General features: G+C 72.2%; 21 protein-coding genes. 11 read left to right on the plus strand and 10 right to left on the minus strand.

Features of this window, described 5'->3' with window-relative positions; translation table 11 throughout:
- Window positions 1–60: 60 nt before the first annotated feature.
- The 4 genes from F6J85_RS00440 to F6J85_RS00455 all read right to left on the minus strand — a co-directional run bounded on the left by F6J85_RS00440 (window position 61) and on the right by F6J85_RS00455 (window position 2,462).
- Window positions 61–822, minus strand: coding sequence for an ABC transporter permease (locus F6J85_RS00440; RefSeq protein WP_150923374.1), 762 nt, complete (start codon window positions 820–822; stop codon window positions 61–63).
- A gap of 10 nt (window positions 823–832) precedes the next feature.
- Entirely contained in the window at window positions 833–1,630 is a 798-nt protein-coding gene (locus F6J85_RS00445; protein WP_150923375.1) for an ABC transporter ATP-binding protein, read from the minus strand.
- Between the two features lie 138 nt (window positions 1,631–1,768).
- Window positions 1,769–2,131 (minus strand): DUF1048 domain-containing protein, encoded by a 363-nt coding sequence (locus F6J85_RS00450; RefSeq protein WP_150923376.1) that lies wholly within the window; start codon window positions 2,129–2,131, stop codon window positions 1,769–1,771.
- A gap of 1 nt (window position 2,132) precedes the next feature.
- Window positions 2,133–2,462 (minus strand): PadR family transcriptional regulator, encoded by a 330-nt coding sequence (locus F6J85_RS00455; RefSeq protein WP_150919844.1) that lies wholly within the window; start codon window positions 2,460–2,462, stop codon window positions 2,133–2,135.
- A gap of 244 nt (window positions 2,463–2,706) precedes the next feature.
- Between F6J85_RS00455 and F6J85_RS17605 the strand changes: the two genes are divergently transcribed.
- The 7 genes from F6J85_RS17605 to F6J85_RS00485 all read left to right on the plus strand — a co-directional run bounded on the left by F6J85_RS17605 (window position 2,707) and on the right by F6J85_RS00485 (window position 10,702).
- Entirely contained in the window at window positions 2,707–2,847 is a 141-nt protein-coding gene (locus F6J85_RS17605; RefSeq protein ID WP_191906691.1) for a hypothetical protein, read from the plus strand.
- Window positions 2,844–2,933 (plus strand): K(+)-transporting ATPase subunit F, encoded by a 90-nt coding sequence (kdpF, locus tag F6J85_RS00460; RefSeq protein WP_135062510.1) that lies wholly within the window; start codon window positions 2,844–2,846, stop codon window positions 2,931–2,933. Before F6J85_RS17605 ends, kdpF begins: the two co-directional genes overlap by 4 nt.
- A gap of 1 nt (window position 2,934) precedes the next feature.
- Window positions 2,935–4,617: a potassium-transporting ATPase subunit KdpA gene (gene kdpA / locus F6J85_RS00465; protein ID WP_150923377.1), complete on the plus strand. Its 1,683-nt coding sequence runs from the start codon at window positions 2,935–2,937 to the stop codon at window positions 4,615–4,617.
- Window position 4,618: 1 nt separating this feature from the next.
- Window positions 4,619–6,811, plus strand: a complete 2,193-nt coding sequence (gene kdpB / locus F6J85_RS00470) for a potassium-transporting ATPase subunit KdpB (RefSeq protein WP_150923378.1) — start codon at window positions 4,619–4,621, stop codon at window positions 6,809–6,811.
- An 11-nt stretch (window positions 6,812–6,822) separates the two neighbouring features.
- On the plus strand, window positions 6,823–7,434 hold the full coding sequence (kdpC, locus tag F6J85_RS00475) for a K(+)-transporting ATPase subunit C (protein WP_150923379.1): 612 nt from the start codon (window positions 6,823–6,825) through the stop codon (window positions 7,432–7,434).
- An 83-nt stretch (window positions 7,435–7,517) separates the two neighbouring features.
- Window positions 7,518–10,031, plus strand: coding sequence for a DUF4118 domain-containing protein (locus F6J85_RS00480; protein ID WP_150923380.1), 2,514 nt, complete (start codon window positions 7,518–7,520; stop codon window positions 10,029–10,031).
- The gene (locus F6J85_RS00485; protein WP_150923381.1) at window positions 10,028–10,702 is read left to right on the plus strand and encodes a response regulator; all 675 of its coding nucleotides are present in this window, start codon (window positions 10,028–10,030) and stop codon (window positions 10,700–10,702) included. The genes F6J85_RS00480 and F6J85_RS00485 overlap by 4 nt, the downstream gene beginning before the upstream one ends.
- Before the next feature lie 22 nt (window positions 10,703–10,724).
- Here F6J85_RS00485 and F6J85_RS00490 read toward each other — a convergent pair whose 3' ends face one another.
- From F6J85_RS00490 to F6J85_RS00500, 3 genes are read right to left on the minus strand one after another with little or no spacing between them, the layout of a single operon-like run.
- The gene (locus F6J85_RS00490; protein WP_150923382.1) at window positions 10,725–11,948 is read right to left on the minus strand and encodes an amidohydrolase; all 1,224 of its coding nucleotides are present in this window, start codon (window positions 11,946–11,948) and stop codon (window positions 10,725–10,727) included.
- A 50-nt stretch (window positions 11,949–11,998) separates the two neighbouring features.
- Window positions 11,999–13,009, minus strand: coding sequence for a LacI family DNA-binding transcriptional regulator (locus tag F6J85_RS00495; RefSeq protein WP_150923383.1), 1,011 nt, complete (start codon window positions 13,007–13,009; stop codon window positions 11,999–12,001).
- Between the two features lie 29 nt (window positions 13,010–13,038).
- Window positions 13,039–14,718 carry a glycoside hydrolase family 13 protein gene (locus tag F6J85_RS00500; RefSeq protein ID WP_150923384.1) on the minus strand — a complete coding sequence of 560 codons (1,680 nt, stop codon included), beginning with the start codon at window positions 14,716–14,718 and terminating at the stop codon, window positions 13,039–13,041.
- A gap of 68 nt (window positions 14,719–14,786) precedes the next feature.
- On the opposite strand from F6J85_RS00500, the gene F6J85_RS00505 reads away from it, so the two are divergent.
- Complete coding sequence (locus F6J85_RS00505; protein ID WP_150923385.1) at window positions 14,787–15,308, plus strand: adenine phosphoribosyltransferase; 522 nt, start codon at window positions 14,787–14,789, stop codon at window positions 15,306–15,308.
- 431 nt (window positions 15,309–15,739) lie between these two features.
- Here F6J85_RS00505 and hpxO read toward each other — a convergent pair whose 3' ends face one another.
- From hpxO to uraD, 3 genes are read right to left on the minus strand one after another with little or no spacing between them, the layout of a single operon-like run.
- Complete coding sequence (hpxO, locus tag F6J85_RS00510) at window positions 15,740–16,936, minus strand: FAD-dependent urate hydroxylase HpxO (protein ID WP_150923386.1); 1,197 nt, start codon at window positions 16,934–16,936, stop codon at window positions 15,740–15,742.
- Window positions 16,933–17,259 carry a hydroxyisourate hydrolase gene (gene uraH / locus F6J85_RS00515; protein ID WP_150923387.1) on the minus strand — a complete coding sequence of 109 codons (327 nt, stop codon included), beginning with the start codon at window positions 17,257–17,259 and terminating at the stop codon, window positions 16,933–16,935. Before uraH ends, hpxO begins: the two co-directional genes overlap by 4 nt.
- Window positions 17,256–17,780: a 2-oxo-4-hydroxy-4-carboxy-5-ureidoimidazoline decarboxylase gene (gene uraD / locus F6J85_RS00520; protein ID WP_150923388.1), complete on the minus strand. Its 525-nt coding sequence runs from the start codon at window positions 17,778–17,780 to the stop codon at window positions 17,256–17,258. Before uraD ends, uraH begins: the two co-directional genes overlap by 4 nt.
- A 140-nt stretch (window positions 17,781–17,920) precedes the next feature.
- Between uraD and allB the strand changes: the two genes are divergently transcribed.
- Genes allB through F6J85_RS00535 form a run of 3 tightly spaced genes read left to right on the plus strand, consistent with a single transcriptional unit; the run spans window position 17,921 to window position 22,139 of the window.
- Window positions 17,921–19,276: an allantoinase AllB gene (gene allB, locus F6J85_RS00525; protein ID WP_150923389.1), complete on the plus strand. Its 1,356-nt coding sequence runs from the start codon at window positions 17,921–17,923 to the stop codon at window positions 19,274–19,276.
- Complete coding sequence (locus F6J85_RS00530; protein WP_150923390.1) at window positions 19,273–20,535, plus strand: acetamidase/formamidase family protein; 1,263 nt, start codon at window positions 19,273–19,275, stop codon at window positions 20,533–20,535. Before allB ends, F6J85_RS00530 begins: the two co-directional genes overlap by 4 nt.
- Window positions 20,532–22,139, plus strand: a complete 1,608-nt coding sequence (locus F6J85_RS00535) for an AtzH-like domain-containing protein (protein ID WP_238707012.1) — start codon at window positions 20,532–20,534, stop codon at window positions 22,137–22,139. Before F6J85_RS00530 ends, F6J85_RS00535 begins: the two co-directional genes overlap by 4 nt.
- Window positions 22,140–22,228 lie beyond the last annotated feature (89 nt).

Below are 22,228 nucleotides of genomic sequence, written 5' to 3' on the forward strand. Positions count from 1 at the left end.
CGACCCACATGAAGAATCGGCTGCTCCCCGCACGGGAAGCAGCCGATTCGCGCACGTGGCTCAGTGGGTGCGGCGGCGGTAGAGGCGCATGGCGAGGGCGAAGGCCACCACGAGGATGCCGAGGCACCACGCCAGGGCGATCCAGATGTCCGATCCCACCGGCTGCTGGGTGAACAGGTCGCGCATCGAGTTCACGATGGAGGTGACCGGCTGGTTCTCCGCGAACCAGCGCACCGGCCCCGGCATCGTGTCGGTCGGCACGAACGCCGAACTGACGAACGGCAGGAAGATCAGCGGGTAGGAGAACGCGCTGGCCCCGTCCACCGTCCTGGCCGACAGTCCGGCGATCACCGCGACCCACGTCAGCGCGAGGGTGAACAGCACGAGCATCCCGGCGACGGCGAGCCACTCCAGCACGCCGGCACCCGATCGGAAGCCCATCAGCAGTGCGACCCCCACGACGAGCACGAGCGAGATCGTGTTCGCCACGAGCGAGGTCAGCACGTGCCCCCACAGCACGGCGGAGCGTGCGATGGGCATCGACTGGAAGCGCTCGAAGATCCCGCCCTGCATGTCCAGGAACAGCCGGTACGCCGTGTACGCGATGCCGGATGCGACGGTGATCAGGAGGATGCCGGGGAGCATGTAGTCGATGTACGACTGCGAGCCGGAGTCGATCGCCCCGCCGAACACGTAGACGAACAGCAGCATCAGCGCGATGGGGGTCACCGCGGTGGTGATGATCGTGTCGGGGCTGCGCAGGATGTGTCGCAGCGAGCGCCCGGTGAGGACGGCGGTGTCGCCGAAGAAGTGGGTGGTCATGGCAGGTTCCTTACTCGGATGCGCCGGGCGCACCGGGTTCGCCGGGGGAGGTGGGGCGGCTGGTGCCGCCGGTGATGGCGAGGAAGATCTCCTCGAGCGTGGGCTGCTTCTCCACGTACTCGACCGTCGCCGGGGGGAGCAGCGCCTTCAGCTGGGCGAGAGTGCCGTCGGCGATGATGCGGCCCTCGTGGAGGATCGCGATGCGGTCGGCCAGCTGCTCGGCCTCGTCGAGGTACTGCGTCGTCAGCAGCACGGTCGTCCCTCCCGCGGCGAGCTCGCGCACGGCCTGCCACACCTCGATGCGGGCCTCGGGGTCCAGGCCCGTGGTCGGCTCATCGAGGAAGATGACGGCCGGTGCCCCGATGAGGCTCATCGCGATGTCGAGCCGCCGGCGCATGCCGCCGGAATAGGTGGACGCCTTCCGTGCGCCCGCCTCGGTGAGCCGGAAACGCGCGAGCAGGTCGTCGGCGATGCGACCGGGATCGTTCTGGTGACGCAGCTTCGCCACCAGAACGAGGTTCTCCCGCCCGGTGAGCACTTCGTCGACGGCGGCGAACTGCCCCGTGAGACTGATCGATTCACGGACGCCGCGGGGGTCGGCGGCCACGTCGTGCCCGTCGACGACGGCGGACCCGGCATCGCCGGAGAGCAGCGTGGAGAGGATCTTGACGATCGTGGTCTTTCCCGCGCCGTTGGAGCCGAGCAGCGCGAAGATGCTGCCCCGGGTGACGTCGAGATCGACGCCGCGGAGCACCGACACGTCGCCGAAGGCCTTCTCGAGGGCGCGGATGCGGATGGCGGTGGTCATGGGAGTTCCTTTGCGAGATGAGGGTGTGACCGTGCGGGTGACGTGCGGAAAATGGCCGCACGAGGCCATCGCCTCGAGCCCGAAGGGCGGGAGGGCGTGGTGGACGTTCCGTGAGGACGGGGCGCGCGGCCCCGGGGGTCAGGCGGTGTCGTCGTGTTCGGCGGCCTCGATGGCACGTTCGAGCCGGGCCCGCTCCTTGCGGATCCAGCTCCCGCCGCCGTAGTTCTCCATGAACGTCTCGGCGAAGGAGACGGGGTCGCTTCCGACGACGTCGCGGATGGGAGTGCCGGCCGCCGCGCTCTGCTCGAGGAGGTCGCCGAGGTCGTCGAGCATCGCGACGAGGCTCGCACCGCTGTCGCTGGGTCCGAGGTGCAGCAGGTATCGCTCGAGCGCCACGGCGGCCTGCCGGTACGGATCGGGCAGGCGCTTCACGCGCGCCTTGTACGCCAGGTAGCGCTTCTTCTCACCGAGATCGCCGATGATCTTCTCGTACCAGGCCATGTCAGTCTCCTTCCGTGCGGAGCTGTTCGAGCCGTTCGGCGAGGACGCTCCAGGTGGTCCAGAATTCGGCGAGCTTGTCCCGCCCTGCGGTGTTCAGCGTGTAGACCTTGCGCGGCGGACCCTTCTCGGAGGGCACCTTCTCCACGTCGACCAGTCCGCGCTGCTCGATGCGCACGAGGAGCGCGTAGATCGTGCCCTCCGCGATGTCGGCGAAGCCGCGCTCGCGCAGCCCCGCCGTGATCTCGTACCCGTAGGCGGGTCGCCGCGCGAGGACCGCGAGCACGATCCCCTCCAGGACCCCCTTGAGCATCTCCGTGTCCTGCTTGCCCATGAAGCTCGCTCCCGCATCTCAGTGTCACTAGGTACCGGTACATAGTAAGACCGAATACCGGTAGATAGCAACACTGAATACCGACGATGTCAGGACCGCGTGAGGAAGCGCGTCCCGCCCGTATGGATTCCGTGAGGACGGCCGCGCGGGGCACGCGCGGGGTGTTGCATCGGATCCCGTGGCCGCCGCGCGTGGTCACCCGCGCCACAGCAGTCGCGCGGTCGCACCCGTTCAAGGAGCTCCCGTGCTCGATGTCGTCTATCTCACAGCAACGCTGGCGCTGTTCGCGCTGGTCGCGCTGGTCGCCCGGGGGGTGGAGCACCTCGGCCCACGCGCCGCCGGCTCCGCCCAGCGTGAAGCGGTGAGTGGGGAGGGGCAGGAATGATCGTCTTCTCGCTGCTGGCCACCGTGCTCGCCGTCGCCGCCGTGGTGTACCTGGTGGTCGCCCTCGTGCGGCCGGAGAGGTTCTGACATGGATGCCGGGACCATCTGGTCGATCGCGCTCACCGCGGCAACCCTCATCCTCGCCCTCGCGCTGGCCTACCGGCCCGTGGGCGACTACATCGCCCGTATCTACACCGGCACGAAAGACCTCGCCGTCGAGCGGGCGACGTACCGTCTGATCGGCGTCGACCCCGCCGGCGCCCAGACGTGGCAGGCCTACCTGCGCTCGGTGCTGCTGTTCTCCGCCGTGGGCGTGCTGCTGGTGTACGGCCTCATGCGTCTGCAGCAGTTCCTGCCCTACGCCCTCGGGATGCCCGCCCCCGGCGAGGCGCTGTCGTTCAACACCGCCGTCTCGTTCGTGACGAACACGAACTGGCAGTCGTACTCGGGCGAGACGACGCTGGGCTACACCGTCCAGTTCGCCGCGCTCGCCGTGCAGAACTTCGTCTCCGCCGCGGTCGGGATCGCCGTGGCGATCGCCCTGGTGCGCGGCTTCGCCTCCCGCCGGGGCGGGGTGATCGGCAACTTCTGGGTCGACCTCGTGCGCGGCACGTACCGGCTGCTCCTGCCCTTCTCGATCGTCGCCGCCATCGTTCTGCTGGCCGGCGGCGTCATCCAGAACGTCAACGGGTTCACCGACGCCGCCACGCTGACCGGCGCGGCGCAGTCCATCCCCGGTGGCCCGGTCGCCTCGCAGGAGGCGATCAAGCTCCTCGGCACCAACGGCGGCGGGTTCTTCAACGTCAACTCCGCCCACCCGTTCGAGAACCCGACCCCGTGGACGAATCTCTTCGAGATCTTCCTCATGCTCGTGATCCCCTTCGCGATGCCTCGGGCCTTCGGCAGGATCGTCGGCGACAACCGCCAGGGCTACGCGATCCTCGCCGTCATGGCCGGCATCTTCGTCGCGTCCACGGCGATCCTCACGGCGCTGGAGAGCGCGGGTGCCGGTGCGGCGCCGCAGCTGGCCGGCGGTGCGATGGAGGGCAAGGAGGTGCGCTTCGGCATCTTCGGGTCGACGCTGTTCGGCAGTACGAGCACGCTGACCTCCACCGGGGCGGTCAACTCCATGCACGACAGCTACACGGCGCTGGGCGGCATGATGCCGATGATCAACATGATGCTGGGGGAGATCGCCCCCGGCGGCGTCGGATCGGGCCTGTACGGGATGCTGGTGCTCGCGGTCATCGCGGTGTTCGTCGGCGGACTCCTCATCGGCCGCACGCCGGAGTACCTCGGCAAGAAGATCGGTCCGCGGGAGATCAAGCTCGCGAGCCTGTACATCCTCGTCACCCCGACCCTCGTGCTCGCCGGCACGGCGCTGAGCTTCGCGATCCCCGGCATCCGGGCAGACGTCGAATCGACCTCGATCTGGAATCCGGGCGTGCACGGCCTGAGCGAAGTGCTCTACGCGTTCACGTCGGCGGCGAACAACAACGGGTCGGCTTTCGCCGGGCTCACCGCCAACACCCCGTGGCTGAACACCGCCCTGGGCGTGGCGATGCTGCTCGGCCGCTTCCTGCCGATCGTCTTCGTCCTCGCGCTGGCCGGCTCGCTCGCCGCGCAGGACAAGGTTCCCTCCACCGCCGGGACCCTCCCCACCCACCGCCCGCAGTTCGCGGGCCTCCTGGCCGGTGTCGCCGTCATCGTCACCGCTCTCACCTACTTCCCGGTCCTGACCCTGGGACCCCTCGCCGAAGGACTCGCCTGACATGTCCACCACTTCGCTCACCTCGGATCCCCTGGCCGTCCAGGAGCCCGGACGTCCGTCGTCCCGCCAGACGCCCCCGCCCCCGCGCGGCCGTGCGTTCAGCGCCGCGCAGGTCGTCGAGGCCCTCCCCGGCGCGCTGCGCAAGCTGAACCCGGCGGCGCAGTGGCGCAACCCGGTCATGTTCCTCGTGTGGGTCGGCGCCGCCCTCACCACGCTCATCGCGATCGCCGAGCCCTTCCTCGGCGGGCCGGCCTCCTCCGGCGGCGCGGCGGTGCCGTGGGGATTCACGTGGGGGATCGCGGTGTGGCTGTGGCTGACGGTGCTCTTCGCCAACGTCGCCGAGGCCGTCGCCGAAGGACGCGGCAAGGCGCAGGCCGCCACGCTCCGCCAGACCCGCACCACCACCACGGCCCACCGCGTCTCCGGATACGACGGCACGACGGATGCGGCGGCCCTCGCCGCGCGCCTGGACGAGGTGCCCTCGGGCGACCTCCGCGTGGGCGATGTGGTGGTCGTGGTGGCAGGGCAGCTGATCCCCGGCGACGGCGACATCGTCCACGGCATCGCGACGGTCGACGAATCCGCCATCACCGGCGAATCGGCGCCCGTGGTCCGCGAGTCCGGCGGCGACCGCAGTGCCGTCACCGGCGGCACGCGCGTGCTCTCCGACCGGATCGTCGTGCGGATCACCTCCAAGCCGGGGGAGACCTTCGTCGACCGGATGATCGCGCTCGTGGAGGGCGCCTCGCGTCAGCGCACGCCGAACGAGATCGCGCTGAACATCCTGCTGGCAAGCCTGTCGATCGTCTTCGTCATCGTCGTGCTGGTGATGAACCCGATCGCCTCCTACGCCGCATCCCCCGTGTCGATCCCGGTGCTCGTGGCGCTGCTGGTGTGCCTCATCCCCACCACGATCGGGGCGCTGCTGTCTGCCATCGGCATCGCCGGCATGGACCGGCTCGTCCAGCGCAACGTCCTGGCGCTGTCGGGCCGCGCCGTCGAAGCGGCCGGCGATGTCACGACGCTGCTCCTGGACAAGACCGGAACCATCACGTACGGCAACCGGCGCGCGAGCGAGTTCGTGCCCATGCCGGGCGTGGACGCCCGGGCGGTGGCCGAGGCCGCGTCGCTGTCGTCACTGGCCGACCCCACCCCCGAGGGCACGTCGGTGGTCGAGCTGGCCGCCGCCCAGGGGGTCGTGGCCGACATGCCGGCGGATGCGGTGGCCGTGCCGTTCACCGCACAGACACGTATGAGCGGTGTCGACCTGCCCGACGGCACCCAGGTGCGCAAGGGTGCCGCATCCGCGGTGCTCGCGTGGCTGGAGGCGGAGACCCCCGGGGTCGCCGCGCAGGTGCGCGCGCACGTGAGCGGCGAGGCCGACGCGATCGCGCAGTCGGGCGGCACACCGCTCGTCGTCGCCGTCCTCCGGCAGGGCCCGGACGGCGCGCGGGGCGAGGTGCTGGGCGTCATCCACCTCAAGGACATCGTCAAGGACGGGCTGCGCGAACGCTTCGCCGAGCTGCGGGCGATGGGCATCCGCACCGTCATGATCACCGGTGACAACCCGCTCACCGCGAAGGCCATCGCCGCCGAGGCGGGGGTCGACGACTACCTCGCCGAGGCAACGCCGGAAGACAAGCTGGCGCTCATCATGCGCGAGCAGGAGGGCGGCAACCTCGTCGCGATGACCGGCGACGGCACCAACGACGCCCCCGCCCTCGCGCAGGCCGATGTCGGCGTGGCCATGAACACCGGCACGTCGGCGGCCAAGGAGGCCGGCAACATGGTCGACCTCGACTCCGACCCGACCAAGCTCATCGACATCGTCCGCATCGGCAAGCAGCTGCTGATCACCCGTGGTGCGCTCACGACGTTCTCGCTCGCGAACGACATCGCGAAGTACTTCGCGATCATCCCGGCGATGTTCATGGGCGTCTTCCCCGGACTGGCGGCGCTGAACATCATGCAGCTGTCGTCGCCGGCGTCGGCGGTGACCAGCGCCATCATCTTCAACGCGCTCGTCATCATCGCGCTCATCCCGCTCGCCCTGCGCGGCGTCGCCTACCGCGCGGCCGGAGCATCGAGCATCCTGAGCCGCAACCTGCTCGTGTACGGCATCGGCGGCGTGCTCGTCCCCTTCATCGGCATCAAGCTCATCGACCTCGTCGTGAGCGTCATCCCCGGCTTCTGAGGAGCACCCCCATGACCACCGCACGCACCTCCCTGCGCACCGCCGGCGTCGCCGTCCGCGCGATGCTCGTCTTCACCGCCGTCCTCGGCATCGGCTACATGCTGTTGATCACCGCCGTCGGGCAGCTCGTCCTCCCGCACCAGGCCAACGGCTCGCTCGTGCGCGACGCCGACGGCGTCGTGATCGGGTCGGAGCTGATCGGGCAGGGGTGGACGGATGCCGAGGGCGCACCGCTCCCGGAGTACTTCCAGTCGCGCCCCTCCGCCGCCGGCGAGGGGTACGACGCCGCCGCCTCGAGCGGGTCGAACCTCGGACCCGAGAGCGACGACCTCGTCGCGGCGATCCAGGAGCGCCGCTCCGCGATCAGCGACGGCGACGGCGTCGCGCCGGGAGACATCCCCGCCGATGCGGTCACGGCGTCGGGGTCGGGTCTGGATCCCGACATCAGCGTCGAGTACGCCGCGCTGCAGGCCGACCGCGTCGCCGAAGCGCGCGGCATCCCGGCCGGCGACGTCCAGGAGCTCGTCCGGGCGCACGTGCAGCAGCGCGACCTCGGCTTCCTCGGCGAGGAGCGCGTGAACGTGCTGGAGCTGAATCGGGCGCTGGACGCGCTGAAGGACTGAGAGAATCCCGCCATGACCTCCCGCACATCCCCCGCCGGCCGCCCCCCTGACGCGGCCGCCCTCGGCGCGGCGGGAGCGGCGGCGTGAGACGCGGACGCCTGCGGGTGCTGCTGGGGGCCGCGCCCGGCGTCGGCAAGACGTACGAGATGCTCCAGGAGGGGCGGCGCCTGCGGGACGAGGGCCGCGACGTCGTGATCGCGGTGGTCGAGACGCACGGGCGTGCGGCCACGGCCGCGCAGGCGGAAGGGCTCCCGCTCGTTCCGCGCCGCAGCGTCGAGCACCGCGGCGTGACCCTGGCGGAGATGGACCTGGATGCCGTGCTGGCGCGACGCCCCGACCTCGCGCTGGTGGACGAGCTGGCGCACACCAACGCGCCCGGCTCGCGCAACACCCAGCGCTGGGCCGACGTCGAGGAGCTCCTCGCGGCCGGCATCGACGTCATCACGACCGTCAACGTGCAGCACATCGCCTCCCTCAACGACGTCGTCCAGCGCATCACCGGCGTCGTGCAGCGCGAGACCGTGCCCGACGGCGTGGTGCGCGGCGCCGACCAGATCGAGGTCGTCGATGTCGCCCCGCAGGCGCTGCGCGACCGCCTGTCGGCCGGGGTCGTGTACCCGGCCGAGCGCATCGACGCGGCACTGTCGAACTACTTCCGGCTGGGCAACCTCACCGCCCTGCGCGAACTCGCCCTGCTGTGGCTGGCCGACGAGGTCGACAGCGCCCTGCGGTCCTACCGCGCCGATCACGGCATCCAGGGCTCGTGGCAGGCGCGCGAGCGTGTCGTGGTGGCCCTGACCGGGGGCCGCGAAGGCGAGACGCTGCTGCGTCGGGGGGCGCGGATCGCCGCCCGGTCGGCCGGCGGCGAGTTGCTGGCCGTGCACGTGTCCAGTCAGGACGGGCTGCGCAGCGGTGCCCCCGGCGACCTGGCCGCCCAGCGCGCCCTCGTCGAGTCACTGGGCGGCACCTACCACCAGGTGGTCGGGGACGACATCGCGCGGACGCTCGTGGAGTTCGCCCGATCGGTGAACGCGTCGCAGCTCGTGATCGGCGTGAGCCGGCGCGGACGCCTGGCCGCCGCCCTCACCGGCCCGGGGATCGGGGCCACCGTCATCCGCGAATCCGGCGACATCGACGTGCACATCGTCACGCACGCCGCCGCCGGCGGGCGCCTGACGCTGCCGCGCCTGCGCGGCGGAGCGCTGAGCGTGAAGCGCCGCATCCTCGGATTCGTTCTCGCCCTGGGCGGCGGGCCGCTGCTGTCGTGGCTGCTGTACATCACCGACGGTCCCGACTCCCTCACCTCCGACGTGCTCGCCTACCAGCTGCTCGTGGTGCTCGTGGCGCTCGTCGGCGGCATCTGGCCCGCCGTCTTCGCGGCGCTGCTGTCGGGTCTCACCCTCGATTTCCTCTTCATCGACCCGCTCTTCACGATCGAGATCGCCGACCCCGCGCATGCGCTGTCGATCGTGCTGTACATCGTGATCGCGGTCCTGGTGAGCCTCGTCGTCGACCAGGCGGCCCGGCGTGACCGCTCGGCGCGGCGTGCGCTGGCGGAGTCGGAGCTGCTCGCGACGGTGGCCGGAAGCGTCCTGCGCGGCGAGAGCGCGGTGCCGGCGATGGTCACCCGGTTGCGCGAGGCGTTCGGGTTCGCCGGGGTCCGCCTCCTCGCCGCCGACGGCACGGTGCTCGCGACCGACGGCGAGCCGGTGCGCGATGACCGCGCCGTCCGCCTGCCCGTCGGCCAAGACGGCGAAGCGCGTGCGACGCTCGAGCTGCACGGCGCAGAACTCGACGCATCCGGCCGCAGGCTCCTCGACGTCATCGTGGTGCAGCTGGGCGCGGCACTGGAGCGCACCGATCTCGCCGAGACGGCGCGGGAAGTGGGCGTCCTGGCTGCCACGGACCAGGTGCGCAGTGCGCTGCTGTCGGCCGTCAGCCACGATCTGCGCAGGCCCTTGGCTGCCGCCGTCGCCGCGGTGGGAGGACTGCGGGCCGCCGGCGGCCAGCTCTCCGGCGAGGACCGCGACGAACTGCTGGTCACCGCAGACGAGAGCCTCGCCACCCTGTCGGCGCTGGTCACCGATCTCCTCGACGTCAGCCGCGTGCAGGCCGGTGTCCTGGCCGTGTCGCTCGCGCCGGTGGATGCCGCCGATGTCATCCTCGCCGCCGTCGACGAGCTGCACTTGGGGCCCGACCAGGTCGACCTCGCGCTGGACCCCGAGCTCCCGGCCGTGGTCGCCGACCCCGTGCTCCTGCAGCGCGTGATGGTGAACCTCCTCGCCAACGCGCACCGCCATGCTCCGGCGGGCACCCGCACGCGCGTGGCCACGAGCCGCCTGGGCGGAACGGTGGAGATCCGCGTGGTCGACACCGGGGTGGGCGTGCCGCCCGAGCGGCAGGGCGACATCTTCGCCCCGTTCCAGCGGCTCGGCGACACCGACAACACCACGGGGCTCGGCCTCGGGCTCGCGCTGTCGCGCGGCTTCACCGAGGGGATGGGCGGCACGCTCAGCCCGGAGGACACCCCCGGCGGCGGGCTCACGATGGTCGTGGCGCTGCCGGCGGCCGAGGCGGGGGAGGATGAGTCCCGATGAAGGTCCTCCTCGCCGACGACGACCCGCAGCTGGTCCGGGCCCTGCGGATCACGCTCGCCGCGCACGGGTACGACGTCGTCACCGCCCCCGACGGTGCCGCCGCCATCACCCTGGCGGCGCAGGAGCACCCTGACATCGTCGTGCTGGATCTCGGGATGCCGCGACTGGACGGCGTTCGCGTGATCCAGGCCCTGCGGGGCTGGAGCGAGGCGCCCATCCTCGTCGTGTCGGGCCGCACCGGCTCGGCTGACAAGGTCGAGGCCCTGGACGCCGGCGCCGACGACTACGTCACCAAGCCGTTCCAGATCGATGAGCTGCTCGCGCGACTGCGCGCCCTGTCACGGCGGACGGCCGCCGCATCCGTCGACCCGGTCGTGCGGTTCGGCGACGTCGTCGTCGATCTGTCGGCCCGCGTCGTGACGCGCGCCGGCACGCGCGTGCACCTCACTCCCACCGAGTGGCGGATGCTGGAGTTCCTCGCCCGCCACCCCGGTTCGCTCGTGACGCGGCAGACGCTTCTGAAGGAGCTGTGGGGCAGCGAGCAGGTGTCGGATTCCGGCTACCTGCGGCTGTACGTCTCGCAGCTGCGGAAGAAGCTCGAAGCCGATCCCGCCGACCCGCAGCACCTGCTCACCGAACAGGGCATGGGCTACCGGCTCGTCGCGGACTGATCAGGGCGCCCGGCGGCGCAGCTCACCCCAGGAACTCCCGCGCGGCCACCACGAGGTTGTCCACACCCCGGCTGAGGGTGGGCTGGAGCACGGGGGCGAAGAACGGCGAGTGGTTCGTGGGGATGTCGCGCTCCAGCGTTCCCGCGGCCTCCGCCTCGGCGTAGGCCTGCGGGTCGACGCCGCCCCAGAACCAGAACACCAGGGGCGCCCCGGCGTCGCGCGCGAACCACGAGACGTCCTCGCTGCCGGTGAACATGCCCGGGTCCACGACGCTGTCCTGGCCGAAGGAGCGCTCGAACGCGGCGGTCACCCGCGCCGTCGCATCCTCGTCGTTGATCGTGGGCGGCAGCGTGTGGTCGGTCGAGATCGTGGGTGTCTGCTCGGCGCCGGATGCCATCGCCTCGGCCCGCACGATGCGCTCCACCTTCTCCAGCACGCGGTCGCGGGCTTCGTCGTCGGGGTAGCGCAGGCTCAGTTCGAGCTTGGCCTCGGCGGGGATGATGTTGTTCTTCAGCCCCGCGTGGATGGAGCCGACGGTGACGACGGCGACGTCACGGGGGTCGGTCTCGCGCGAGACGATGGTCTGCAGCCGCATGACGGTGGCCGCCGCCATCACCACCGGGTCGATCGTGGCCTGCGGCCGCGATCCGTGGCCACCGCGGCCGTGCAGGACGACGCTCAGTCCGTCGGACGCGGCCATCTGCGTGCCCGGGCGGACACCGACGATACCGGCCGGGAGCGGCGTGACGTGCTGGCCGAGCACGATGTCGGCCTTCGGATACCGCTCGAGCACGCCGTCGGAGATCATCGCGCGCGAGCCGGCGCCGTACTCCTCGGCGGGCTGGAACACCGCCACGACCGTGCCCGACCACTCCTCGCGCGTCGCGACGAGCCGCTCCACCGCGCCCAGCAGCGCCGCGACGTGCATGTCGTGCCCGCACGCGTGCATGACGGGCACCTCCGTGCCGGAAGGATCCACGCCGCGGGCGGTGCTGGCGTAGTCCAGCCCCGTGCGCTCTTCGACGGGGAGGGCGTCCATGTCGGCCCGCAGCCATACGACCGGACCCTCGCCGGGCGCAGAGCCGTGCACCACGGTCACGACGCCTGTGCGGCCGACGCCTTCCTCCACCTCGAGCCCGAGCTCGGTGAGGTGCCGCACGATGACACCGGCCGTGCGCGTCTCCTGGAAGGACAGCTCGGGATGGCGGTGCAGGTCGCGGTACAGGCTCTCCAGATCGATGCTCATGCGATGAGCCTAGACGCGCGCTCCCGCGCAGCGTGCGAAGCCGGTCCGCCTCAGCGCAGCCGCGCCGTGGTGCCCCGGACGACGAGCTCGAACGGCAGCCGCGCGGGCGTGTGCGGGGTGGCTGCCGGTGACTCCAGCTCCGCCAGGATCGTGTCGGCAGCCTGCTCGCCCTGGGCTGAAGGGAACTGGTCGATCGTGGTGAGACGGAAGAACCCGCCGAGCTCGTGGCCGTCGATGCCGATGACGGACAGGTCTTCGGGAACGCGGTAGCCGAGCTCGCGCGCGGCCAGCACGGCGCCGATGGCCATCTCGTCCGATGCCGCGAAGATCGCGGTGGGGCGATCGCCGGGGCGTCCCAGCAGCTGCTTGGCAGCGCGGAACCCGCCCTCGATCGTGAAGTCGGCCGGCTCGAACAGCGCGGGCAGCGCCGGCATCCCCGCATCCGCCAGCGCCTGCTCGAACCCCTGGCGGCGCCGGGTGGGGATGTGGAAGTCGATGTCGAACTCGGGGGTGGCGCCGATGTGGGCGATGCGGGTGTGCCCGAGGGAGAGCAGATGCTCGGTGGCCAGGCGGGCGAGGGCGACGTCGTCCACCGTGAGGGTCGTCAGGTGCGGATTGGGGCCGCCGATCGCGATCACCGGAATGCCGAGGGCGTGCAGCCGCTGCGACTCCTCGGTGCCGAGTTCGATCGAGATCGCGATGACGCCGTCGATCCGCCGGCGGCGCAGGAACGTCTCGAACACCGTGCGACGTTCTTCTGGGTCGGCCGTGACGCTGTAGAGGGTGATGTCGTAGCCGCGCCGCATGAGCGCGGCGGAGATGCCGGTGAGCACCGTGCTGAAGAACCAGCGATCCAGGAACGGCACCAGCACGCCGATGTTGCGCGTGCGGCCCGAGGCCAGGCTCGAGGCGGAGGCGGACACGACGTAGCCGAGGCGTTCGGCCGCGTCGTGCACGCGCGCGCGTGTGGCGTCGGAGACGTGGCCGCGGCCGCTGAGGGCGCGCGAGACCGTCGCCGTCGACACGCCCGCCATCCGCGCGACCTCGTCGATGCTCACCATGTCGACCGCCCCCGCGGCACTCCTGCGGGTCAGTCCGCCGCGACCCAGACCGTCGTGTCGATGGGCACGCCCTCCGGCGCGAGCGGGCCGCTCGCGGCCACGATCGTGCCGTGCGGCAGCGGCACCGTCGCGCCATCCACGTTCGCGATGACCGTGAGGCTGCCGTTGCGGAACGCCACGACGCCGTCGCCGAACCCGTCGAGCCACTCCAGGGCGCCCGACCCGAGGGACCGCGCGCGCCGCTCGGCGAGGAGCGTGCGGTACAGCGACAGGGTCGAGTCGGGGTCGGTGGCCTGCACCTCCCGGGCGAGCTCGCGCCACTGCTCGGGCTGTGGCAGCCAGCTCTCGCCGGTGGGGCTGAAGCCGAAGGCGGGGGCGGACGGACTCCACGGCAGCGGCACGCGGCATCCGTCGCGGCCGTAGCGCTCACCCTCGGTGCGGAACCACGTGGGATCCTGACGCGCCTCGTCGGGCAGGTCGATGGCCTCTGGCAGGCCCAGCTCCTCGCCCTGATAGACGTAGGCGGAGCCGGGAAGCGCCAGCATGAGCGCCGTCGCGGCGCGGGCGCGGCGCAGGCCCACCTCGGGGATCGGCTGACCCGGCGACGACGGGCCGATGCCGTGCCCCTGGGGGTTCTCCGCCGTCAGCGCCAGCCGCGAGGCGTGGCGGACGACGTCGTGGTTGGACAGCACCCACGTGCTGGGCGCACCCACCGCGGCGTACACCGAGATGGACTCGGCGATGACAGCCCGCAGCTTCGCGGCATCCCATTCGGTCTCGAGGTATTCGAAGTTGAACGCCTGGTGCATCTCGTCCGGCCGCACCCACAGGGCTGTCTTCGCGACGCTCGGCAGCCACGCCTCGGCGCACAGGGCCCGGTCGCCGTCGTACTCGGCGAGCAGGCGGTGCCAGTCGCGGTAGATCTCGTGCACGCCGGGCTGGCCCCAGTACGGCACCGATCCTTCGTCGCCGCCCATCGACCCGGCATCCGGGTTCGGGGTGTAATCGGGCAGGCCCTCCTGCTTGACCAGGCCGTGCGCGACGTCGACGCGGAAGCCGTCCACCCCCCGGTCGAGCCAGAAGCGCAGGATGCGTCGGAACTCCTCCCGCACCTCCTCGTTCGACCAGTCGAAGTCGGGCTGCGACGAGTCGAACAGGTGCAGATACCACTGCCCGGGCGCGCCGTCGGCTTCGGTGACGCGCGTCCAGGCCGGTCCGCCGAACACCGATTCCCAGTTGTTCGGGGGCAGCTCGCCGTGCTCACCCCTGCCGTCGCGGAACATGTAGCGCGCGCGTTCGCGGCTTCCGGGGGCAGCGGCCAGGGCGGCCTGGAACCACTCGTGCTGGTCGGAGGAGTGGTTGGGGACGAGGTCGACGATGATGCGGATGCCGCGATCGTGCGCGCCGGTGAGGAGGTCGTCGAAGTCGGCGAGCGTGCCGAACAGCGGGTCGACGTCGCAGTAGTCGGAGACGTCGTACCCGGCGTCCTTCTGCGGCGACCGCTGGAACGGGCTCAGCCAGATGGCGTCGATGCCCAGGTCGAGCAGCTCGTCCAGGTGCGCGGTCACGCCGGGCAGGTCGCCGACGCCGTCGCCGGAGTCGTCCGCGAACGAGCGGGGATAGATCTGGTAGATCACGGCCGTGCGCCACCACTCCGACCCGGGAGCGGCTGCGGCCGCGTGCTGCGTCTCCTGCTGCGTCGAAGTCATGGCCTCCAGGGTAGTGCAAACGCTTACATCAGTGGTGGGAATGCTCAGGATCGGGCCGGTAGGGTGGCCTGGTGTCCGACCTCGCGCGTGCCGAAAGCCTCATCGGCAGCATCCCCGACTATCCCGAACCGGGCGTGATCTTCCGCGACATCACGCCGCTCCTGGCCGACGCGGCAGCGCTGCGGACCAGCATCGACGCCCTCATCGCCCCGTTCGCGGGCGGCTTCGACGTGGTGGCCGGCATCGAGGCGCGCGGGTTCCTCCTCGCCGGTGCCGCCGCGATCGCCGCGGGGGCGGGGCTGGTCCCGATCCGCAAGGCCGGGAAGCTTCCCCGGCCGGCCGCATCCGTCGCCTACGCGCTGGAGTACGGCACCGCCGAGATCGAGATGCACGACGACATCGCCCCCGCCACCCGCGTGCTGCTGATGGATGACGTGCTGGCCACCGGCGGCACGATCGCCGCCGCGCGCGAGCTGGTCGCAGGCCTCGGCGGCACCGTCGTGGGTACCGCGGTGCTGCTGGAGATCGACGCGCTCCGCGGCCGCGACGCACTCGGCGACGCTCCGCTGCACGCCGTCTTCCACATCTGACCCGCCGCAGCCTTCCGCCCCGCCCGCCGCGGCCCTCTCCTCACCCGCCGTTCCGCGGCGCGGCTCCCCCCGCTTCCGCCCCGGTTCCGCCCTTCGCTTCCGCGCCGCGGTTCCGCTTCCGCCCCCGCTTCCGCCCCTGTCGTTCCGCGCAGAACTCAGGAGATCCGGCTCTTCCGGGGCTGTGTCACCGGTGTCAGGGTCGGATCTTCCTGAGTTTTGCGCGCGTGGCGGTCCGGCGGGGACGGGCCCGAGGCGCGGCTGGCGCGGCCGGGGCGGCGGTCCGGACGGTGGCCGTCCCGCCGGTGCTGACCCCGGGTGCCGCCCTTCGCCGCGCAAAACTCAGGAGATCCGGCTCTTCCGGGGCTCTGTCACCGGTGTCGAGGTCGGATCTTCCTGAGTTTTGCGCGCGTGCCTCGCCTCCTCCGGTGTGGTCAGGCGAGGATGCCGCCGCCCAGGTTCACCGGACTGCCCTCGATGTTGCCCACGATGCCGCGGATGACGCCGGTGCCGTCCTCGTGACGCAGCCCCTCGTACCAGGCCTGCGTCACGGCGGGGTCGAACGCGTGGGTCTCCACCGCGCGCTTCCGGGCCCGCAGGACGAGGTCGCCCGCCCGCTCGGAGCGGATGCGCTGGTACCGCAGGAGCGCGTCCTCGACCCCGAGGGTGTTGGTGGCGAACACGATGCCGAGGGCGAAACTGTCCTCCAGCGCCGAGCATGCGCCCTGGCCGATGTCGGGCGTGGTGTTGTGCGCGGCATCGCCGAGGATCGCCACGCGCCCCCGCACCCACGTGTGGAACGGATCGATGTCCCAGATCTCGACGCGGTTGAGCGACACGGCAGGGTCGATCGCGTCCAGGAGTACGCGCACGCCGGGGGCGCCCCATCCGCCGAACGCGGCCTCCAGCGGGGCCTTGCCGTCGACGGCACGGTCGTAGGGGAGCCCGGCGGGCTGCGGAACGTCGACGAAGAAGTAGAACCGGTCGCCGGCCACGGGCATGACGGCGCAGCGCTTCCCCTCCGCGACGTACGTCGTCCACTGGTCGGCGGGTCCGATGCGCTCGTCGATGGGGACGAGTCCGTTGAAGTTCGTGTACCCCGAATAGGTGCGCTCGGGGCGGGCCGCCGCATCCGCGGTGACGTAGTCCCGCGTGAACGAACGCGCGCCGTCGGCGCCGATCAGGAGGTCGGCGGCGTCGGTCGAGCCGTCGGCGAAGGTCGCCGTGACGGTCGTGCCGTCGTCGTCGACGCCGACCAGCCGCATGCCCAGTCGGATGCGGCCGGGCCCGACCGCATCCATCAGCAGTGCCTGCAGGTCGGCGCGCGCGACGGGGTAGGGGCGCTGGCCGGTCTGCGTCGTGACGGGGTCGAGGCTGAAGCGGCACATCTGCTCGCCGGTGTGCCCGTCGTAGTACGCCATGAGGTCCATGCGGCCACCCAGGGCGGCGACCGCGTCACCGAGGCCCAGCCAGTTGAGCACCTTGACGCCGTTGGACCACAGCGACAGCGCCGCGCCGACAGGTTTGTTCTCCCGCATCTGGTCGTACACGACCACGTCGTGCCCGAGCCGCTGGAGGGCGAGCGCGGCGCTCGTGCCGCCGACGCCGGCGCCGATGACGATGACCTTCATGATCCGCGGTAGGTGGAGTAGGCGAACGGGCTCAGCAGCAGCGGCACGTGCAGGTGCCGGCCGCTGTCGTCGACGGTGAAGGTCACCGTGACGGAAGGGTGGAACGTCGCCGTCCCCCGCGCGGCGAAGTAATCGCCGGTGCGGAAGGTGAGGCCGTAGTCCCCCGCCTCGAGCAGCTCGGGCCCGAGCGCGAGGCGGCCGTCGGCGTCGGTCGTGCCCCGGGCCAGCGGCGTCGTCGCGGCAGCCGGGGCCAGCGTGACGGCGATCCCGGCGGCGGGCTCACCGCTCACCGCGTCCAGGACGTGCGTCGTGAGGTGGGTCACTCGGCCTCCTCGGGGGCGGCGGTGTCGCTCGCGATGGTCGTCCGCAGGCGCAGCAGCGCGATCTCGGCCAGTTGCGCAGTGGCCTCGGCGGCTTCGACGTCGGGCGCGTTGCCCAGGCGCCGCTGCAGCTCGGCGAGCATTTCGGACGGGGTGCGCCCTGCCGCGCGGATGAGGAAGACGCGCCCGAACCGCTCTTCGTACGCTGCGTTCCCGGCGGCCAGGGCGGCGGCGACCTCGTCGGGCGCGCCGGCCATGGACGCCTGCTCGCGACGGGATGCCGCGGCCTCCGCGGCGGTGCCGGTCACCCGGGCTCCGATCCGCGGGTGGTGCGCGAGGGCGGCTTCCAGGTCGGCGGGCGCCCACGTGGAGGCGAGCGCTCCGGCATAGGCGCCGAGGGCGTCGACGGAGGCGTACGGACGGCCCGCGACCACGGCATCCACCCACCCCGGCACGTCGGCCCACACCCGCACGACGGTCGCCGCCTCATTGGGGTCGGCGGCGTTGAACTCATCCAGCTCCATGCCGGTCACGCTAGCGCGGCTGCGTTTCGGGCTCGTGACACGCCGCGCCCGCCCGCCCCGGGCCGCCGAAGCGGCACGCGAAGCACGAGGATGTTGCCCTGGGTAACATCCGGGAAATGCGGAAACCGTACGGTGGCGCCATGACCACCCCCTCCTCGGTCTCCGCCGCCCGCGTGTACCTCGACGGCGCATTCGTCCCCGCGACCGTCCGCATCGTCGACGGCGTGATCGCGGCGGTGGATGCGTTCGACCCGGGTGCCGACACCGTGCTCCCCGCTGGGCAGGTGCTCCTGCCCGGCCTGGTCGATTCCCACGTGCACCTGAACGAGCCGGGCCGGACGGAATGGGAGGGGTTCGCCACCGGAACCGCCGCGGCAGCCGCAGCCGGTGTCACGACGGTCCTCGACATGCCGCTCAACAGCATCCCGGTCACCACGACGCCCGGCGCCCTCGCCGCCAAACGGGCCGCGGCCGCCGGTCAGCTCGCCGTCGACGTGGGGTTCTGGGGCGGCGCTGTTCCGGAGAACCTGGGTGCGCTGGCCGCGCTGGATGCGGCGGGCGTGGTCGGGTTCAAATGCTTCCTGTCGCCCTCGGGCATCGACGAGTTCGGTCATCTCGACGCGGAGCAGCTGGAGGCGGCCCTGGCGGAGATCGCCGCGCTCGGCAGCATCCTCATCGTGCACGCCGAAGACCCCGCGCACCTGCCCGCCGACGGCGCGCTCGGCACCGATTACACCGTCTTCGAGGCCTCCCGCCCTGCTGCCGGCGAACGCGCGGCCATCCGCACCGTCATCGACGCGTCGCGGCGCACCCGCGGGCGCGCCCACATCGTGCACGTGTCGGACGGGGGAGCGCTCGCCGACGTGCGGGCGGCCAAGGCCGAGGGCGTGCCGCTCACGGTCGAGACGTGCCCGCACTACCTGACGCTCACGGCGGATGAGGTGCCCGCCGGTGCCGCGGAATTCAAGTGCTGCCCGCCCATCCGCGATGCCGCGAGCCGCGACCTGCTGTGGGAGGGCGTCCTGGACGGCACGGTGGACGCGATCGTGAGCGACCACTCGCCCGCCACCTCCGACCTGAAGGCCTCGCCCGACTTCGGCCTGGCGTGGGGCGGCATCTCGGGTCTGCAGACCGGATTCTCCGCCGTGTGGACCGAGGCCCGCCGCCGCGGCATCCCGCTCGAGCGGCTCATCCCGCTGTTCACGACGGGCCCTGCGCGCATCGGCGGCTTGGGCGGGGCGGGGCGGATCCAGGCCGGCGAACCGGCACACCTGGTCGCCTTCGATCCGGATGCCGCGCACACGGTGCGCGCGGTGGAACTGGAGTACCGCAACAAGATCTCGCCGTGGGACGGCCGGTCGCTGGACGGCGTCGTGGCCTCGACGTGGGTGCACGGAACCCTGGCCTACCGCCCGGGTGAGGGCGTGATCGCCCGCGCGGGGCGCGAGATCCTGGCCGAGCCCGCCGCGCTCGCCGGATGGGGGAACGACCGATGACGATCGAGGTTTCGCACCAGGACGCGGCCGGGCTCGCCGCCGCCATTCCGGTCCTGCAGCCCGGCGAGGGCGCCTGGCCGGGCGCGCACTATCTGCCGTCCACTCCTGAGACGGTCCTGTGGGGGCGGCTGCCGGGCGCGGCGGATGCGGCGGTCCTCACGATCGCGCCGGGTGCGACCGTCACGATCGACACAGTGAGCCACGAGGGCATCCTCGATGACCAGGGGAAGGACCCGGTGGCGTTCTTCGGCGGGCACGGGGTCGCCGCATCCGACGTGCTGCGCGACGCGATCGACATCGCCGCGACCGTGCCGCGGGATGCCGCATCCGACGGCCCGCACGTGGTCACCGGGCCGATCCGGATCGAGGGCGCGCGCCCGGGCGACCTGCTGAAGATCACGGTCGAGGAGCTGGTGCCGCGCGTGCCGTACGGCGTCATCTCCAACCGGCACGGCAAGGGCGCGCTCGTCGGCGAACTGCCCCGCACGCCCGGCAGCGTCAGCGTCTTCGCCGCTGTGGCGGAGCGCGACGGACAGCTGTTCGGCACCCTCCCGGTCACCGAGGGCGGCGAGCGGATCGTGGCCTTCCCGCTGGCGCCGTTCCTCGGCACGATGGGCGTCGCGGTCGCCGGTGACGAGCGGCCGCACTCGGTGCCGCCGGGCGGGCACGGCGGGAACATCGACATCAACCTGCTCGTGGAGGGCACCGTGCTGTACCTGCCGGTTCAGGTCGAGGGCGCCCTCGCGTACGTCGGCGATCCGCACTTCGCGCAGGGCGACGGGGAGGTCGCGCTCACGGCGCTGGAGGCCTCGCTCCGCGCGACGCTGCGCTTCGACGTCGTGCCGCGTGAGGAGGCGCTCGCCGAGTTCGGCGAGGTGACCGGACCCCTCGTCCGCACCGAGGACTATCTCGTGCCGACGGGGATGGACGTCGACCTCGACGAGGCGATGCGCCGCTGCGTGCGGGCCGCGCTGTCGCTCATCCAGGCCCGCTGGGGGCTGGACGAGCACCTCGCCTACGCGTACCTGAGCGCGGCCACCGACTTCGACATCTCGCAGGTCGTCGACATCGTCAGCGGCGTGCACGCCCGCATCCGCGTATCCGACTTCGCCGCCGTCCCGCGCCCGGCTGTCCTTCGCCCCGCCGCTCTCCCCGGATCAGGAGAATCGCCCGGATCAGGAGCATCCAGCCCACATCGGCCTGATCTCGGCATATCTCCTGAATCCGGCAGCGCGACCGAGACGGAGGTGCGGCGATGAACGGCGCGGATGCGGCGATGAACGGCGCGGATGCGGCGATGCCGGAGGATCTGCGGGCCGCCTTCGAGGCCTACGAGCGCGCGGTGGTCGAGAACGACCTCGACGTGCTCGACGCGTCCTTCGCACCCGGGCCCGACGTGCTGCGCGGCGACGGGGCGGGCCTGCTCGTCGGGCACGACGCCATCCGCGCGTTCCGCTCGCGTCGCGGGGGCGTCGCGCGGCGCACGATCGACAGCATCCACCACCGGCCGCTGGGCGAGGACACCGCGCTGCTGATGTCGGTCTCGCGGTACGCCGGCGGCGGAAGCGGCCTGCAGACGCAGGTGTGGCAGCGGATCGAGGGACGGTGGCTCATCACCGCCGCCCACGTGACCCCCCGCGCGCAGGCGTTCGACCGATCGGTGTGGCGGAGCGTGGGAGACCCGTTCTTCCAGGGTGCGTGGGAGGGGCCGCTGGCCGGCCTCACGGTGGCCGTGAAAGACCTCTTCGCCGTCAAGGGGTTCCGTATCGGCGCGGGCAATCCGACCTACCTCGAGCAGGCGCGGCCCGAGACCACGACCGCGCCGGCGGTGTCCGACCTGCTGCGCGGCGGAGCATCCCTGCGCGGCATCGCCCGCACCGACGAATTCGCGTACTCGATCGCCGGCGACAACCCGCACTACGGCACGCCGCCCAACGGTGCCGTGCCCGGCGCGCTTCCGGGCGGCTCGTCCAGCGGTCCCGCCGCCGCCGTGGCCACGGGGCAGGCCGAGATCGGCCTGGCCACCGACACGGCCGGATCGATCCGGGTGCCCGCGTCGTACCAGGGCCTGTGGGGGCTGCGGACCACGCACGGGCTCGTGCCGCGGCAGGGCCTGCTCCCCCTCGCGCAGACGTTCGACACCGTCGGCTGGCTCACGCGCGACGGCGAGACGCTGCAGCGCGTCGTGGACTGGTGCCTGAGCTACGACGGCTCCGAGTCGACCGAGAGCGTCTTCGGCGCCTCCGGCGAAGACCTGCCGTGGCGTTTCGTCGTCCCGGACGAGCTGCGCGAGCAGGCAGAACCGGCCACCCGCGCCGCCTTCGACGCGCTCGTGGCCGCGCTGGACGAGACCGCGGATGCGCCGCAGGTGACGTCAGTGGAGGCCGGCGATCTCGACACCATCCTCGACGTATTCCGCACCGTGCAGGGGGCGGAGGCGTGGCGCAACCACGGCGAGTGGCTCCGGGAGCACCCCGGAGCGCTCGGCCCCGCGGTGACCGAACGCTTCCGCATCGCGGCCGCCGTCGACCCCGTCGCCGAAGCCGCGGCCCGGGAGGCGGCCGACGCCGTGCGCGGGCGGCTGACGGATCTCGTCCGCGGCGCCGTGCTGCTGTTCCCCACGGTGCCTGGACCCGCCCCGCTGCGGACGGCGGATGCGGCGGCCGTCGACGCCGCCCGCACGGCGACCCTGCGGATGACGGCCCCCGCGGCGGTGGCGGGCCTGCCGGCGATCTCCGTGCCGCTGCTGAGGGTGCCCTCGCCGGTCGGCGAGGCGCCCGTGGGCGTGTCGCTCGTGTCGGCGGCCGGCACCGACATCGCGCTCGTCCGCCTGGCCCGCCGCCTGGCCCGGGCGCTCCCCTGACACCCGCCGCCCACCCCTACCCCCGGCCGCCAACCGCCCACCCAGACTGCCCACCGACCCCCGGCCGCCAACCGCCCACCCAGACTGCC

Source organism: Microbacterium lushaniae (assembly GCF_008727775.1).
Lineage (GTDB): Bacteria > Actinomycetota > Actinomycetes > Actinomycetales > Microbacteriaceae > Microbacterium > Microbacterium lushaniae.

Bases quoted from the DNA above. Each gene is read 5' to 3' on its own strand.
- F6J85_RS00450 (WP_150923376.1), bottom strand. From the start codon at position 2,131: ATGGCCTGGTACGAGAAGATCATCGGCGATCTCGGTGAGAAGAAGCGC.
- uraD (WP_150923388.1), bottom strand. From the start codon at position 17,780: ATGGAGCTGGATGAGTTCAACGCCGCCGACCCCAATGAGGCGGCGACC.
- F6J85_RS00495 (WP_150923383.1), bottom strand. From the start codon at position 13,009: ATGGTGAGCATCGACGAGGTCGCGCGGATGGCGGGCGTGTCGACGGCG.
- F6J85_RS00455 (WP_150919844.1), bottom strand. From the start codon at position 2,462: ATGGGCAAGCAGGACACGGAGATGCTCAAGGGGGTCCTGGAGGGGATC.
- F6J85_RS00445 (WP_150923375.1), bottom strand. From the start codon at position 1,630: ATGACCACCGCCATCCGCATCCGCGCCCTCGAGAAGGCCTTCGGCGAC.
- F6J85_RS00500 (WP_150923384.1), bottom strand. From the start codon at position 14,718: ATGACTTCGACGCAGCAGGAGACGCAGCACGCGGCCGCAGCCGCTCCC.
- hpxO (WP_150923386.1), bottom strand. From the start codon at position 16,936: ATGAAGGTCATCGTCATCGGCGCCGGCGTCGGCGGCACGAGCGCCGCG.
- F6J85_RS00485 (WP_150923381.1), top strand. From the start codon at position 10,028: ATGAAGGTCCTCCTCGCCGACGACGACCCGCAGCTGGTCCGGGCCCTG.
- F6J85_RS00440 (WP_150923374.1), bottom strand. From the start codon at position 822: ATGACCACCCACTTCTTCGGCGACACCGCCGTCCTCACCGGGCGCTCG.
- kdpB (WP_150923378.1), top strand. From the start codon at position 4,619: ATGTCCACCACTTCGCTCACCTCGGATCCCCTGGCCGTCCAGGAGCCC.
- kdpF (WP_135062510.1), top strand. From the start codon at position 2,844: ATGATCGTCTTCTCGCTGCTGGCCACCGTGCTCGCCGTCGCCGCCGTG.
- allB (WP_150923389.1), top strand. From the start codon at position 17,921: ATGACCACCCCCTCCTCGGTCTCCGCCGCCCGCGTGTACCTCGACGGC.
- F6J85_RS00535 (WP_238707012.1), top strand. From the start codon at position 20,532: ATGAACGGCGCGGATGCGGCGATGAACGGCGCGGATGCGGCGATGCCG.
- F6J85_RS00490 (WP_150923382.1), bottom strand. From the start codon at position 11,948: ATGAGCATCGATCTGGAGAGCCTGTACCGCGACCTGCACCGCCATCCC.
- F6J85_RS00530 (WP_150923390.1), top strand. From the start codon at position 19,273: ATGACGATCGAGGTTTCGCACCAGGACGCGGCCGGGCTCGCCGCCGCC.
- kdpC (WP_150923379.1), top strand. From the start codon at position 6,823: ATGACCACCGCACGCACCTCCCTGCGCACCGCCGGCGTCGCCGTCCGC.
- kdpA (WP_150923377.1), top strand. From the start codon at position 2,935: ATGGATGCCGGGACCATCTGGTCGATCGCGCTCACCGCGGCAACCCTC.